This window comes from Pseudomonas sp. NPDC090203, assembly GCF_044746765.1.
Taxonomy (GTDB): Bacteria; Pseudomonadota; Gammaproteobacteria; order Pseudomonadales; family Pseudomonadaceae; genus Aquipseudomonas; species Aquipseudomonas putida_AD.
The window spans coordinates 156191-169769 of sequence record NZ_JBIVCV010000004.1 but is presented as its reverse complement, the minus strand read 5'-3'; the positions used below and the strand labels follow the sequence as shown (position 1 = coordinate 169769).

At 62.5% G+C, this 13579-nt stretch carries 13 protein-coding genes; 4 read left to right on the top strand and 9 right to left on the bottom strand.

Features of this window, described 5'->3' with window-relative positions; genetic code table 11:
* Positions 1 to 12: 12 nt before the first annotated feature.
* The 4 genes from ACIPO9_RS08630 to ACIPO9_RS08615 form a co-directional block, all read right to left on the bottom strand.
* Entirely contained in the window at positions 13 to 1254 is a 1242-nt protein-coding gene (locus ACIPO9_RS08630) for an efflux RND transporter periplasmic adaptor subunit (RefSeq protein ID WP_400780082.1), read from the bottom strand.
* 125 nt (positions 1255 to 1379) lie between these two features.
* A complete protein-coding gene (locus ACIPO9_RS08625) occupies positions 1380 to 1964 on the bottom strand; it encodes an AraC family transcriptional regulator (protein WP_400780080.1) in 585 nt (194 codons plus the stop codon).
* A 33-nt stretch (positions 1965 to 1997) separates the two neighbouring features.
* Positions 1998 to 2507: a DJ-1/PfpI family protein gene (locus tag ACIPO9_RS08620; RefSeq protein ID WP_400780078.1), complete on the bottom strand. Its 510-nt coding sequence runs from the start codon at positions 2505 to 2507 to the stop codon at positions 1998 to 2000.
* A gap of 166 nt (positions 2508 to 2673) precedes the next feature.
* The gene (locus ACIPO9_RS08615; RefSeq protein ID WP_400780076.1) at positions 2674 to 3609 is read right to left on the bottom strand and encodes a LysR family transcriptional regulator; all 936 of its coding nucleotides are present in this window, start codon (positions 3607 to 3609) and stop codon (positions 2674 to 2676) included.
* Positions 3610 to 4060: 451 nt separating this feature from the next.
* On the opposite strand from ACIPO9_RS08615, the gene ACIPO9_RS08610 reads away from it, so the two are divergent.
* A complete protein-coding gene (locus ACIPO9_RS08610) occupies positions 4061 to 4990 on the top strand; it encodes a LysR family transcriptional regulator (protein WP_400780516.1) in 930 nt (309 codons plus the stop codon).
* Positions 4991 to 5002: 12 nt separating this feature from the next.
* Here the strand turns inward: ACIPO9_RS08610 and ACIPO9_RS08605 are convergent, their stop codons facing one another.
* The 3 genes from ACIPO9_RS08605 to ACIPO9_RS08595 form a co-directional block, all read right to left on the bottom strand.
* A complete protein-coding gene (locus tag ACIPO9_RS08605; protein ID WP_400780075.1) occupies positions 5003 to 6022 on the bottom strand; it encodes an alpha/beta hydrolase fold domain-containing protein in 1020 nt (339 codons plus the stop codon).
* 51 nt (positions 6023 to 6073) lie between these two features.
* Positions 6074 to 7720: a Na+/H+ antiporter gene (locus ACIPO9_RS08600; protein WP_400780073.1), complete on the bottom strand. Its 1647-nt coding sequence runs from the start codon at positions 7718 to 7720 to the stop codon at positions 6074 to 6076.
* Positions 7721 to 7916: 196 nt separating this feature from the next.
* Entirely contained in the window at positions 7917 to 8873 is a 957-nt protein-coding gene (locus tag ACIPO9_RS08595) for a LysR family transcriptional regulator (protein WP_400780071.1), read from the bottom strand.
* A 99-nt stretch (positions 8874 to 8972) separates the two neighbouring features.
* Here ACIPO9_RS08595 and ACIPO9_RS08590 point away from each other — a divergent pair, with 99 nt between their 5' ends.
* The gene (locus ACIPO9_RS08590; protein WP_400780069.1) at positions 8973 to 9722 is read left to right on the top strand and encodes an SDR family oxidoreductase; all 750 of its coding nucleotides are present in this window, start codon (positions 8973 to 8975) and stop codon (positions 9720 to 9722) included.
* Between the two features lie 34 nt (positions 9723 to 9756).
* Positions 9757 to 10845 (top strand): alkene reductase, encoded by a 1089-nt coding sequence (locus tag ACIPO9_RS08585; protein WP_400780068.1) that lies wholly within the window; start codon positions 9757 to 9759, stop codon positions 10843 to 10845.
* Positions 10846 to 10902: 57 nt separating this feature from the next.
* Here the strand turns inward: ACIPO9_RS08585 and ACIPO9_RS08580 are convergent, their stop codons facing one another.
* Positions 10903 to 11655: a 3-oxoacyl-ACP reductase family protein gene (locus ACIPO9_RS08580; protein ID WP_400780066.1), complete on the bottom strand. Its 753-nt coding sequence runs from the start codon at positions 11653 to 11655 to the stop codon at positions 10903 to 10905.
* A gap of 119 nt (positions 11656 to 11774) precedes the next feature.
* Entirely contained in the window at positions 11775 to 12707 is a 933-nt protein-coding gene (locus ACIPO9_RS08575) for a LysR substrate-binding domain-containing protein (RefSeq protein ID WP_400780064.1), read from the bottom strand.
* Between the two features lie 111 nt (positions 12708 to 12818).
* Here ACIPO9_RS08575 and ACIPO9_RS08570 point away from each other — a divergent pair, with 111 nt between their 5' ends.
* Entirely contained in the window at positions 12819 to 13571 is a 753-nt protein-coding gene (locus ACIPO9_RS08570) for a 3-oxoacyl-ACP reductase family protein (RefSeq protein ID WP_400780062.1), read from the top strand.
* The last annotated feature ends 8 nt before the right edge of the window (positions 13572 to 13579 follow it).

The following is a 13579-nucleotide window of genomic DNA, read 5'->3' as shown; positions in this document are numbered from 1 at the left end:
GGCACTGGCCTCTCAACCGCGTGGCGCGTCAGTAGCGGCAATCCGGGTGGCAGGCTGGCCCTGCTCGCTGGACGGTGTCCGGGGCGGACTGCTCGACTCCACGAGCTGGCGTTGCTTCTGCAAACCGGCGAGCACCTCGGCGCTGGCCATCGGTGTGTCCTGAGGGTCGATTGCAGAGCCTGGTCGCACGCGCTGCAGACCGCTGACGACGATCCGGTCGTCTTTCTGCAGGCCGCTGCGCACGATGCGCAGGCCTTCGAGCTTGGGCCCCACATCGATGCTGCGGTACAGCGCCTTGTTGTCCGTGTCGACCACCAGCACATACTTCTTGCCCAGATCGGTACCGACAGCCTCGTCCTGAATCAGCATGGCGGTGTAGATACCGCTACCCACCAGTTTCAGCCGCGCATAAAGGCCGGGCGTGTACTCCCCCTCGCTGTTGTCGAACACGGCACGGCCACGGATGGTGCCGGTGCGCGGGTTGACCTGGTTGTCGACGAAGTTCATCTGTCCAAGGTGCCCATGCTCCGGCTCGTTGGAAAGGCCCATGTAGACTGGCGTGGTCGCCCCGCGCTTGCCGTCGCGGGCGAGCTGGCTGTACTTGAGGAACACCCGCTCGTCAGCGTCGAAGTAGGCGTAGACCTTGTCGGTGGAGACCAGGCTGGTGAGGATCGACTGATCGGCAGTGACGATGTTACCCGCGGTGATTTCCGCGCGGCTGACGCGGCCGGTGATGGGTGCAGTGACCCGCGTGAAGCTCAGGTTCAGCTTTGCCAGGTCAAGCTGGGCCTGAATGGCAGCTACCGCTGCCTTCGATTCCTGCGCGGTGGTGGTGCGCGAGTCAGCCAGTTCCACGGAAATTGCGTTGTTGGTGCGCAGGCGCTCCCCCCGCTGGGCTTCATTGTTGCTGCGTACCGAAGCCGCCCTGGCCTGCTGCAGTTGAGCTTCGAGGCGATGCACCTCGGCCTCGAACGGTCGCGGGTCAATCCTGAACAACAAGTCGCCTTTCTTCACCAGATCGCCGTCGGTGAACGCTACCGCATCGATCTGACCGGTGACACGGGGGCGTACCTGCACGGTTTCCGGCGCCTCAAGACGCGCGGTGACCTCGTCCCATTCGTGCACCGGTTGTTCGATGACCCTGGCGACGTTGACCTTGGCCGCCGCCGGCGCCACCACCGCATCGGGTGTCTGGTGGCAAGCCGTCAGCACCGAGAGCGCCGTAATCGGTAGGACATGCTTTTGAATGTTCATGACTCGCGCCTTTAGTTGAGAGCCATCGCAACATGGCCCGTGACCGTCTGATCGATATAAGCCCCAACTCGCAGATGCCGAATGACCGCGCATTCGTCGCCGCTCGCTGTAGGGCGGTGAATGGTTCAATGCTGCAGCGTTGATTCCAGGGCCTGCTCGGTGCGGCGCGAACGCCAGGCACGCGGGCTGATACCGGTCTCGCGCTTGAACGAGCGGCAGAAATGCGACTGGTCGCAAAAGCCGAACTGCAGGGCAATGTCGGTGAGCTTCAAATGACTGTTGCCCATGACCCAGCGCACTTTTTCCAGACGTCGGTACATCAGGAACAACGCCGGAGAAACCCCGAACGAGTTCTTGAACAGCCGGGTGAAGTGGCTGCGGCTATGCCCGATGACGCCTGCCAGTTGCCCGACTGTCACGATCGGGCGGCGATCGACCTCCAGGAAGTCCATCAGCTTCCTGACTTGCCATGACACGAAGTAGCTGTCCGATCGCGAGCGCGCCGGGGTCAGCAGGCATTTGCCAAAACACCGCGCCGAATCTTCGCCGCTGACCGGCGTCCCGAGGCAACGTGCATGGGCCATGTCCAGACCCGCTTGCAGCACTTGCCGTGAGGTGAGCGCCTTGACCGGGCCAACCGTCACCTGCTGATCCTCTGCCGTTACCCGATGTTGACGAGCACTCGCTGCACCTTGGTTGATCTCACTCATGACGGTCCTCTCGTATCATTCGATGGAATGGGCCTACGCCAACAGCATCTGTGTGATTGCGTTGGCGAATGCGGTCATGTCGCTGCCGTCAGCTGTTATCAGCCAGCCGGAACGGACGATGGGCGACGCCTGGTAAATCGCGCCATAGCGACGCAGGGCTTCGAGCACTTCGGGAACGGTGGCCGTGGTCGCAGGCTTTCCCACCAGCAGCCCCGCCTGAGCCAACAGCAGGCAACTCCTGCCGACGGCAGCTACCAGTTTCTTTTTGCGGTCATAGGCCTGTAGCTGATCGATCAGCAGGTGTGGATGGTGCGGGTAGCCCTGCCCGTCGAAGCCGTCCATCAACACGATGCCGTCGAAACGAAGCTTCGCCAGGCTGTCCAGCTCCTGGTGCGCCGAAGGTGGGACAGATGGTTTCTTTTCGCGGCTGGAGCGCACTCCGGCGGTTGCGACCGATGCCGTCAGCCGGCCTTCCCAGGCGGCCAGGCAAGTGGTGAGCCCGGACACCGGTTTGGGCGGAATCACAACGATGATCGTTTTCATGGTCGTATCCTTTCGACGGCCTGAACCCATAGGAAACCGGCTATCGCCGGGAACACCTTGAGCAGATAGTCTCTGATACGAACCGGCAGAACCACGCATCGAACTGCGCAGCACTTGCTCTTCGCAAGCGCAGGTATGACGGGAGCAGGCGGGGTGTGAGGTGCTGCTATCGAGGGTTGGCGGCGGACGCGACGATGGCGTCCCAGGAAGTGGGAGACGGGAACAGTGCCGAGAGAAACTCCAGGAACACCTTCACGTTTGGACTACCCCTTCGACTTACCGGCCACAGCGCAGTGATCGCGAATTTGTCGACCTGATACTGCGCGAACACCGGCACCATTTCACCGCGTCTGACGAAAGGCGCCGCCACGTAAGTAGGCGAGATCCCGATTCCGCCACCCGCCACCACTACTGCAGCCACTGCGTCGCTGGCATCAATGACGATCCGCGAATCAGGCGTCACTTCCACCAGCCGCTCATCCACGGCAAAGGGCCAACGCAAGGCCTGTCCCGAACTCTGGTAGCGGAAATTGATGCAGTTGTGATGAACCAGGTCTTCCAGCCGGGTTGGCATGCCACGACGCTCGATGTAGGCCGGGGATGCGAAAGCGCCGACCCTGTGCGGGCCCAGCGAGCGGGAAATCAGGCGTGAGTCAGACAGGTTGCCGACGCGAACCGCGACGTCGATGCCCTGCTCGATGATGTCGGAAAACTGCCCGCCCAGGCGCAGGTCGATGATCAGCTTGGGGTAGCGCTCGCTGAATTCGGGCAGGGCCGGAGCGATGATATTGGTGCCGATCGGCAGCGGCGCGGTGATCTTCAACACCCCGGACGGCTCTGCCCTGGAGGCCATCGCAGCCTGCTCGATGTCGTCGATTTCACGGATGATGCGCAGCGCCCGCTCGAACAGCTCGCGCCCTTCGGCGGTCAGGGTCAACGATCGGGTGGTGCGAGTGAACAGCTTGAGCTCGAAATGCTCCTCCAGCCGCTGCACGCTCTTGCTGACCGCCGAAGGGGAAACGGAAAGCTCACGGGCAGCGGCCGTGTAACTACCCAATGCCGCGGTACGCACGAATGCGACCAGGCCAGTCAAACGCTCCAATCCGATTTGTTCTTTCATCGCCGGATTGAAGCCGGTCCCATGGCGATTATCAACCCCGTCGCGCAGATACCGCTGCAGCGCGAGAAACAGTTGGCGCGTTTATGCCGCAGATATCCCTGATTTTCGCGACAGCAACTTCAGATCCCATGGGTCTGTCAACCATGGTCAGCTAGCGAAGTCTGCAAATTTATTCATTAAAATCAGATGGATAAAATACCTGAAACACTCGCTTACAACCTCAGCCATGTCGTAGACGCGAGCATTCGGATTTGTGCCACACAGGAAAAACTGAAACGACACTGAGCCGCATTACCATCCTTCAAGCAAACCCATATCGTTCCCGCTTACATAAAAATCACCACACATGACGGCAACTTCAGCGTGGGAGCAGGTTGTCGCCATTGAACTTCCCTTTTGGGCACATACCGCGATCGAAGGAGCGAATTCCCAAATGATCCGGATTGATGATCTCGTCATTTTCATACGCGTCGCTTCCCTGGACAGTTTTTCGGCTGTCGGCCGAGAGATGGATCTGTTGCCCTCGCAAATCAGCGCCGCCATCAAACGACTCGAGCGTGAACTGGACATCAGGCTGTTCGCCCGCTCCACCCGCAGCCTGCGACTGACCGCAGAAGGTGAACAATACCTGCCGTATGCCCGCGCCGTGGTCGACTCCCTGAACGAAGGCAAGGCTTGTTTGCAGCAAACCGACCAGAGCCTCAAAGGGACGCTGCAGATAGCCTGCTCATCGGACTTCGGGCGCAACGTCCTGCTGCCCTGGCTGATCGAGTTTCGGCAGAAAAATCCTTCCCTCGTGCTGCGGCTGTCGCTGTCCGACCATGTGGCCGACATCTACCGTGAACCGGTCGATGTGGCGGTGCGCTACGGGATGATCCCGGATGCGGAGTTCGTTTCCCTGCCGTTGCTGCCATTGAACCGCAGGATCCTGGCCGCCGCCCCCGCCTATCTGGAAAAGCACGGCCGACCCAGGCGCCTCGAAGACCTGTTCGAGCATGCCTGCCTGAGGTATCACCTCAACGGCAAGCTGTATGATCGCTGGGTATTTCCCGAAATGGCGAACCAGCAGTCGATCACGGTCAACGGTCCGGTCATCAGCGACGACGCCGACGTCATTCGCCGTTGTGCGATTGCCGGTGAAGGCATTCTGTACAAGTCCTGGCTGGACATCTGCCAGGACGTGCGCGCCGGCCATCTCGAAGTGCTGCTTCCCGAGCAACCGGGCGAACTGTTTCCGCTGCATTTCATCTGCCCCCATCGCAAACAGTTTTCCCCGTCGATCCGGTCGCTGTACACCTACCTGAGGACCCGCTGTGAATCGCTGACGGGACCCCAGGTCCAGACCTCAAGAAGCATCGTTTGACAGGCTGCCCGCCTATTTCAAATGCGCCTTGAGCTCCAGCGCCGCCTGGCGCATTGCCGCCTTGACCTCGGCGATGCCGGCCAACGGGTTGAGCAGGCCGTAATCGTGCACCATGCCGTTGTAGCGCACCGCTGTCACATCGACGCCTGCGGCATCGAGTTTGCGTGCGTAAGCCTCGCCTTCGTCACGCAAAACGTCCAGTTGCGCAGTCTGCACCAGCGCTGGCGGCAAGCCCTTCAACTGTTCGGTGGTAGCACGCAATGGCGATGCGTGGATCTCGGCGCGTTGTTTCGGGTCGGTGGTGTAGCTGTCCCAGAACCAGGTCATCATGTTCTTGGTCAGGAAATGCCCCTGGGCATAGGTCTTGTAGGATTCGGTGTCGAAGCTGGCATCGGTCACCGGCCACAGCAGCACCTGAAAGCGCAGTCTGGGTGTGTTCTGTTCCTTGGCCATCAGTGCAACCACGGCAGCCATGTTGCCGCCCACGCTGTTGCCAGCGACGGCCAGGCGCGAGCCATCGACGTTGATCTCCTTGCCGTGTTCGGCCACCCACTTGGTTGCGGCGTAGGCCTGATTGATGGCGGTCGGATAGTGCGCTTCCGGGGATGGGGTGTAATCGACGTACACGGCCACCGCCTCCGAGCCCACCACCAGATCACGAATCAATCGGGCATGGGTAGGATAGTCGCCCAGCACCCAGCCGCCGCCATGAAAGAACATGAACACAGGCAGCGTGCCCTTCACACCCGCGGGGCGCACAATGGTCAGTCTGATGGTCTGGTTATCGGCCTTGATGGTCTTCTCGCTGACCTCGATACCAGACATATCGACCTTCACCGAATTCTGCGCTCCGGTCAGCACCGCGCGCGCATCCCTGGGGCTCATCTGTTCCAGCGGCTTGCCGCCGCCTGCGGCTAGCGCATTGAGAAACGCCTGGGTCTGGTGTTCGGGAACGTCGATCTCGGCGGCGAAAGCCGCTCCGATGGACAGGGCAATAACTGTTGCGGTCAGGGTGGCACTCAGCGTTTTCATGGTAGTCACTCCGTGGATGAATAGGTCGTATACAGGCGTGCCGGGGCGTGCTCAGGGCCTTCCCAGATTGGCCTCGCTCAGGTCCAGCTCCGCCAGCACCTGGTTGAGCACGTCATCGGCGATCTGGTGGTGCCGGTGCAGCCGGTACAGTTCCAGGCGCTGCGCCTTGAGGGCGTTGATGCGCATCCGCCGTTCCACCACATCTACGTGGAACGCCAGCGCCTGCGCCTCCGGCGAGCCGTTGTAGATTTCAAGGCGTTGTTTGTACTCGGACATGACCCGGGATTTGGCCTGCACGACCAGCACCAGCTCGGCGGCGTCGGACGGCTTCTGGACCGCCGGATCATCGACCCGCTCCAGTGACTGAATCGCGGCAAGCGCCGTCCGCCTCCAGGCGTCGTCTATCTCTCGACGGATCTGCGGGTCCGGCGCGGCATTGATGCCCTTGAGCAACAGCGGAAGCATCACTGTCGCGCAGACCAGCGACAGCAGGATCACCCCCGCAGAGATGAAGATCAGCAGGTTGCGCTCCGGAAAATCCACACCCTGGGCAATGAACAGGGGCACCGAAAGAATTCCCGCCAGCGTCACCGATCCACGCACCCCGCCGAAGGTCAGCAGCAGCGATGAGCGCTGGGTGGAGATCAATCCTGAATGCTGCCCACCCTTGCGCCACGAATGGATGCTGGCCAGCACCAGGCAGGTGCCCTGGGTCCATGCATAGCGCAGTAGCAACAGCACGCCGAAGATGTACAGCACATCCAAGCAACGCAGTGGCAGGGTCGGCCATAGCGCCTGGCCGTCACTTGCGAGTGCGATCAGGATGTCGGGCAACTGCAGGCCCATCAGCAGGAAAATCAGGCCGTTGAAGGCAAATTCCAGGAGGGTCCAGACACTGCGGTTGAGCAGCCGGGTGCTGGTCTGTCGCGGCAGCAGGTCGACCCAGCTTTGCATCATGCCCGCCGCCACCGCTGACAGGATCCCGGATACCTCAAGACGCTCTGCAATCACATACGCTGCGAACGGCAGCAGCAACATGAATACTACGTGCGTGGCCGGATCATCCCAGCCGCGCTCGATCATCCAGCCACGAAAGCGCCCCACCAGCCAGCTCAGCGCGACGCCCACGCACAGCCCGCCACAGGCCACGAGAACAAAGGTCGCGGTCGCAGCCGGCAACGAGAATACGCCAGTGACCGCTGCGGCGATGGCGAAGTTGAAGGTCACCAGGCCCGAGGCATCGTTGGTCAGTGCCTCGCCCTGCAGGACGCGCATGATAGGTGCTGGCAGGCGATCCTGGGCGATGGCCATGACTGCCACAGCGTCGGTGGGCGAGATCACCGCCGCCAGGGCGAAGGCGACTGGCAAGGGGATCGCGGGAATCAGCCAGTGAATGAACAGCCCGGCCACCACCACCGTGAACAGCACCAGCCCCACCGCAAGCAGGAAGATCGGTGTACGGTAACGCCACAGGTCGCGCTTGGGCACTCGCCAGCCATCCGAGAACAACAGCGGCGGCAGGAACAGGAACAGAAACAGTTGCGGGTCGAGCGCCACGTGCAGACCCAGGGTGGGCCATGCCAGCATGGCGCCCATGCCAACCTGCACCAGTGGCAGGGGCAGTGGCAACACCCGGGCAATCAGGCGGGACAGCCCGACCAGGGTCAGCAGAATCAGAATGGTGTAGGCCGTCTGCATACAGGTATCTCGGATGGGCCAGGCAGGCCGCACTGGCATTGCGCGTTCGGAAAGCTCACTGCGACGTCATCTTGGGGAGGATGATCTGGCATATCACCGCGCTGAAAAATGCCTGTCAGGGCGCAGCACTTGCGCTGCGCAAGGGAAGATCAGCGTGGGATTCAACCGGGGAACAGGTGCTGACGCTGGGTGGCGGTCACTCAGAGCGCGGCATGCGCTCGGCGATCAGTTGATCCCAGGGCGCGGGCGAAGGGAACAATTGGGCAAGGAATTCGAGGAATGCCTTGACGTTCGGGCTGCCCCGCCGGCTCTCTGGCCAGAGCGCGGTGATCGGAAACCGCTCCATGACGAACTGCGGCAATACGGGCACCAGTTCGCCTCGCCTGACGTAAGGTGCCGCCACGTAGTTGGGCGATATGCCGATGCCACCCCCAGCTGCCAGGGTGGCGGCCACCGCGTCACTCAGGTCGATGGTGATCGCCGCTTCCGGGATTACCTCCAGCGAGCGCTCGCCTTCGCTGTAGGCCCAGCGCAAGGCCTGCCCGGAACTCTGGTAGCGGAAATTCACGCACTCGTGTCCGGTCAACTCCTGTGGGTGATGCGGAGTGCCTTTGCGCGCCAGATAGTGCGGCGAGGCGAACGCGCCGGTGCGGTTCGGACCAAGGTGACGGCTGATGAGCCTGGAGTCCACCAGGTTTCCGACACGGATCACGATGTCGATGCCCTGCTCGATAATGTCCGAATACTGGTCGCCCAGGCGCAGGTCCACGTTGACCTTGGGGTAGCGCTCGCGAAACCTGGGCAGCGCCGGAGCCAGGATGTTCAGGCCGATGGGCAGTGGCGCGGTCACTTTCAGGGTGCCGGAGGGTTCTGCGCGGGAGGCGACGGCGGCCTGATCGATGCCCTCGACCTCGTGCAGGATGCGCATGGCCCGCTCGAACAGATCACGCCCTTCGGGCGTCAACGTCAGCGAGCGAGTGGTCCGGGTGAACAGCGTCAGCCCGAAGTGCTCCTCCAGGCGCTGCACGCTTTTGCTGATCGCCGAAGGCGAAACGGACAGGGCGCGCGCCGCCGCCGTGTAGCTGCCCAGGGAGGCCGCACGGGCAAAGGCGATAAGCCCTGTCAGACGATCCAGACCAATTTGTTCCTTCATGGCATTAGTAAAGCGACTTTCAACCCAATTATCAATCATCGAGCGAGGCTTTAGTCTTTCTCCATCAAACGCCAAGTCGGCATTCCAATGGAGATCACCATGAACCAGACTACCTTCACCCAAGCCCTGTCAGGCAACCTCAAAGACCAACGCGTGGTCATTTTCGGCGGCACCTCAGGCATCGGCCTCGCAGCGGCCATCCAGGCAAAAGCCGCCGGCGCCTCGGTCATCGTCATCGGCTCCAGCGCCGAACGTGCACAACAGGCCGCCGAGCAACATGGCCTGGCCGGCTCGCGCGCTGCAGACGTCACCCGCAGCGAAACCATCTACGCAGCACTGGCCGACATCGAACAGGTCGACCACCTGGTGCTCCTGGCAGGCACCTTCGTGGCCGGCCGGGTACTGGACGCCGACGTCGATCACCTGCGTCGTGCATTCGAGGAGCGCATCTGGGCGTCGATCCATGCCATCCGTGCACTGGGCGACAAGCTCTCGAAGACCGGCTCGATCACCTTCATTTCCGGCAACCTGGCTGACCGCCCGAACGCCTACGGCACCGCCGTGCTCGCCGCAGCGTCGGCCGCGATGGAAGCGATGGCCCGAGGCATGGCGCTGGAGCTGGCACCGGTGCGGGTCAACACCCTGTCTCCTGGGCCGATCAACACGCCGATCCTCAGCAAGGCGCTGGGCGAAGGTCGCGATGCCTTCGTTGCTTCGCTTGAACAGGCCCTGCCCCTGCACCGCCTGGGCTCGGCCGAGGAGGCAGGCAACGCAGTGGTGTTCCTGATGGCCAACACCTTCATGAACGGCGCGGTGCTCAACATCGATGGCGGCGCCCGTCTGGTGTAACCCGCCACTACGGCAACGATCAGGAGAACCTGTAATGACTTCGCTTTTTCAACCGCTGCGCATGGGCGCCCTCGAACTGCCCCATCGTATTCTCATGGCACCGATGACACGGGGCCGCGGCACCCGTGACCACGTGCCCACCACGGTGATGGTCGATTACTACGCCCAACGCGCCAGTGCCGGGCTCATCATTTCCGAGGCCATCGGTATCAGCCAGCAAGGTCTGGGCTGGGCCTATGCCACGGGCCTCTGGTCGGCGCGTCAGGTGGCCGGCTGGAAACTTATCACCGACGCGGTACACGCCAAGGGCGGGCGCATCATCGCGCAACTCTGGCATATGGGTCGCGTCGTGCACCCAAGTTTCCTGGAGGGTGGGCAACCAGTTTCTGCTTCAGTGACCACCGCGCCTGGCCTGGCCCACACCTACGCCGGCAAGCAACCCTACAGCGCCGCCCGGCCCCTGGGCGCAGAGGAAGTGCCCGAGTTGCTGGAACAGTTCCGCCAGGCCACCCGCAATGCCATGGCAGCCGGCTTCGACGGGGTGCAGATCCATGCCGCCAATGGCTACCTGATCGACCAGTTCCTGCGCGACAGCGGCAACTTCCGCACCGATCAATACGGCGGTTCGATTGACAACCGTATCCGCCTGCTCAAAGAAGTGACCGAAGCGGTCGCAGACGTGATCGGTGCCGACCGCACGGCGGTACGCCTGTCGCCCAGCAGCCATGACCAGGGCGTGCGTGACAGTGATCCGGAGCCATTGTTCGTGCGCGCCGCCCAGATGCTGTCGGGTATCGGCATCGCCCATCTCGAGCTGCGGGAGCCACCCATGGACGGCACGTTCGGCGCTGCGGAACGACCGCCCATGGCGGCGTTGATTCGTCATGCGTTCAAGGGCGTGCTGATCCTCAACTCCGATTACGGTTTTGAGCGCGCGCAAGCGGCGGTGGAAGCAGGGTTGGCCGATGCCATAGCCTTTGGCCGCCCTTTTATTGCCAACCCGGACCTGCCGAGGCGCCTGCACGAGCAGTTGCCGTTGTCCGAAGACGACGCCAGCACCTGGTTCACCCAGAGCGCCCAAGGCTACACCAGCTACCCCGCCTATGAGTCAGCGCTCGCCTGATTCGCTGCCAGAACGGCTTGATCGGCGGACACGGCAGAAGCGAGCCCGAGCCACTCGTCAGGCCGTGAAGCCGCCGTCCACCATCAACTCGGCGCCGCTGATGAACTCGGCGTCGGCACTGGCGAGAAAAGCCACGGCATTGGCGACATCCTTGCCTTCACCGTAGCGGCCAAGGGCGATACTGGGCAGGAACAGATCGGCCACCGGACCGTCCACCGGGTTCATGTCGCTGTCGGTGGGACCGGGGTGCACGGTGTTGACGGTGATGCCCAGAGGGCCCAGATCACGAACCAGCCCCCGGGTGAAGCCGGTCACCGCGCCCTTGGTCAGGGTATAGGCCGAGGCAGTCGCCAGCCCGACGTAATGGGTAACCGAGCTGCCGATGTGGATGATCCGTCCACCTTGTCCCATGTGCCGGAGCGCTTCCTGGGTGGCGACGAACACACCGGTAACGTTGACGGCCAGAATTCGCTGGAAATCCTCGAAGGAAAACTCCTGGGGTGCGCCAAGCAGGCTGATACCGGCGTTGTTGACCAGTATGTCGATCTTGCCGAAGCGACTTGCCACTTCGCCCACCGCTGCGCGTACGGCTTCAGGGTATCCAGCATCGGCTGCGAGCGCGATTGCCTGGCCACCGGCGCTGGCGATCTCTTGCACCACCGCTTGGGCCCGCTCAGGGGAGGCGTTGTAGGTGATCGCGACCGTGGCGCCATCGGCGGCCAGGCGTCTGGCGATGGCTGCGCCAATGCTGCGTGAGCCGCCAGTAACGATGGCAATTTTTCCAGCGAGGGGACGAGAGCTGTTGTTCATGGTTCGGGCCTTCAGGTGAGTGTGGGTACACCTGATATTTACCGGCAGAGCATCGCTTGGATAAACCGCCAGCGGGAGACAGCACCTGCGCTCCGGGAGTGCAACTGAGTCCTGCGCGTCTACACCCGCGTACATGCGTCCAGGCGCTGCGCCCAGTGCTCCTTTCGTGCGTGCTGCACAAGAAAGTCCACGAACACGCGGGTCTTGGCGGGAAGCAGTTTCTGGCTGGAGAAATACAGTGAGATCTGACCGGCATCAACGTGCCAGTCAGGCAGCACACGCACAAGGCTGCCCTCTTCCAGGTGTTGCAAGACATCTGGAACGGCCAATAGCGCAACACCCAAGCCCAGCAGAACACTCTGACACAAAGCCTGCGGGTCGTTTACCAGCAGTCGGGGCTTCATTTCAAGTGTCCGCTGTTGTTCCTTGGGGCCCTGCAGCATCCAGCTTCTAACCTTGCCAGTTGCAGCGGAACGCATGGCCAGGTGCTGCAGTCGACCGACATCGTCCACATCGGTGATCCGCCCCTTGCCGGCCAGGTACTCCCGGGACGCCACCAGTATCAGGTGCGCCGGGGCTATTTCCCGAGCGACCTGACCGGGGGCCAGCTCGAAGCCCCCTCCTATCGCCGCATCAAATCCCTCGGCGATCAGGTCGACCTGCCGGTTATCCAGATACCACTCCGGCACCACGCCAGGGAACCGGGCCATGAACTCCGGCATCAGCGGCAGCAGAAAATCCCGGCCGAAACTCGGCGCGGCGGTCAGACGAAGCACGCCGGCCGGCTCACCGGCGTGACTGGTGATATCGGTGATGGCCGCCTGAACACCCTCCAGGCCCGGCTCGACATTCGCCAGAAAACGCTCGCCAGCCTCGGTCAGCGTGACCCGTCGCGTGCTGCGCTGGAACAGTTGCACCCCAAGGTTGGCTTCGAGCTGAGCGACGTTGCGGCTGACGGCAGCGGGCGTCAGGCCGAGACGACGGGCCGCCGCTGAAAAGCTGCCGGATTCGGCGCTGCGAACGAACGACAGCAAATTCCCCAGAGTTTCCATGAGCACCACTTTCAAGTGAAGATTGAAAATGATTATAGCCACTACTCACTACTGGAGAAGCGATCAAAAGCGTTTCATAGCCTCACTTACCCAATACCTGAGGCTACAGACATGAACACCACCACCCTTCCCCTGAATGGCCAGATCGCAATCGTCACCGGCGGTTCGCGCAGCATCGGTGCAGCCATCGCCAAGCGCCTGGCCGCAGACGGCGCCACCGTCGCCATCACTTACAACGCATCACCCGAACGTGCCGAGTCGGTCGTTCAAGACATCGTCAAGGCGGGCGGCCAGGCCATCGCGCTGGCCGCCGATGCCGGCAACCCTGATGCCGTGCGCGCTGCGGTCGGTGAAGTCGCCAGGCGCTTTGGCAAGGTCGACATTCTGGTCAACAACGCTGGCATCAGCGTACTCGGCGCGCCGGAAGACATCGCCTTCGAAGACTTCCAGCGCATCCTGGCCGTCAACGTCACCGGTGTATTCGTCGCGACCCAGGAAGCCCTCAAGCATATGGGCCAGGGCGGCAGGATCATCCACATCGGTAGCTCCATGGTGCAGTACGCAGCGTTCGGCACCGCCTCGGCCTACACCCTGACCAAAGGCGCAGTGGCCGGTTTCAGTCGCGGGCTGGTTCGTGACCTGGGCCCGCGCGGCATCACCGTCAACACCGTACACCCTGGCCCTACCGACAGCGACATGAACCCAGGTGACGGCCCGGTAGCCGACTTCGTTCGTCCCAACATCGCAGTGGGCCGCTACGGCGAGGGCAAGGACGTCGCCAGCGCGGTTGCCTACCTGGCCAGCGCCCAGGCGAGCTTCGTCACCGGTGCCGAATTGATGGTCGACGGTGGTTTCACCGCCTGAGGAGGCTG

What these genes read in the sequence shown, in the direction of transcription:
- ACIPO9_RS08630 (WP_400780082.1), bottom strand. Translation starts at nt 1,254, where the DNA reads ATGAACATTCAAAAGCATGTCCTACCGATTACGGCGCTCTCGGTGCTG.
- ACIPO9_RS08625 (WP_400780080.1), bottom strand. Translation starts at nt 1,964, where the DNA reads ATGAGTGAGATCAACCAAGGTGCAGCGAGTGCTCGTCAACATCGGGTA.
- ACIPO9_RS08620 (WP_400780078.1), bottom strand. Translation starts at nt 2,507, where the DNA reads ATGAAAACGATCATCGTTGTGATTCCGCCCAAACCGGTGTCCGGGCTC.
- ACIPO9_RS08610 (WP_400780516.1), top strand. Translation starts at nt 4,061, where the DNA reads ATGATCCGGATTGATGATCTCGTCATTTTCATACGCGTCGCTTCCCTG.
- ACIPO9_RS08605 (WP_400780075.1), bottom strand. Translation starts at nt 6,022, where the DNA reads ATGAAAACGCTGAGTGCCACCCTGACCGCAACAGTTATTGCCCTGTCC.
- ACIPO9_RS08600 (WP_400780073.1), bottom strand. Translation starts at nt 7,720, where the DNA reads ATGCAGACGGCCTACACCATTCTGATTCTGCTGACCCTGGTCGGGCTG.
- ACIPO9_RS08595 (WP_400780071.1), bottom strand. Translation starts at nt 8,873, where the DNA reads ATGAAGGAACAAATTGGTCTGGATCGTCTGACAGGGCTTATCGCCTTT.
- ACIPO9_RS08590 (WP_400780069.1), top strand. Translation starts at nt 8,973, where the DNA reads ATGAACCAGACTACCTTCACCCAAGCCCTGTCAGGCAACCTCAAAGAC.
- ACIPO9_RS08585 (WP_400780068.1), top strand. Translation starts at nt 9,757, where the DNA reads ATGACTTCGCTTTTTCAACCGCTGCGCATGGGCGCCCTCGAACTGCCC.
- ACIPO9_RS08580 (WP_400780066.1), bottom strand. Translation starts at nt 11,655, where the DNA reads ATGAACAACAGCTCTCGTCCCCTCGCTGGAAAAATTGCCATCGTTACT.
- ACIPO9_RS08575 (WP_400780064.1), bottom strand. Translation starts at nt 12,707, where the DNA reads ATGGAAACTCTGGGGAATTTGCTGTCGTTCGTTCGCAGCGCCGAATCC.
- ACIPO9_RS08570 (WP_400780062.1), top strand. Translation starts at nt 12,819, where the DNA reads ATGAACACCACCACCCTTCCCCTGAATGGCCAGATCGCAATCGTCACC.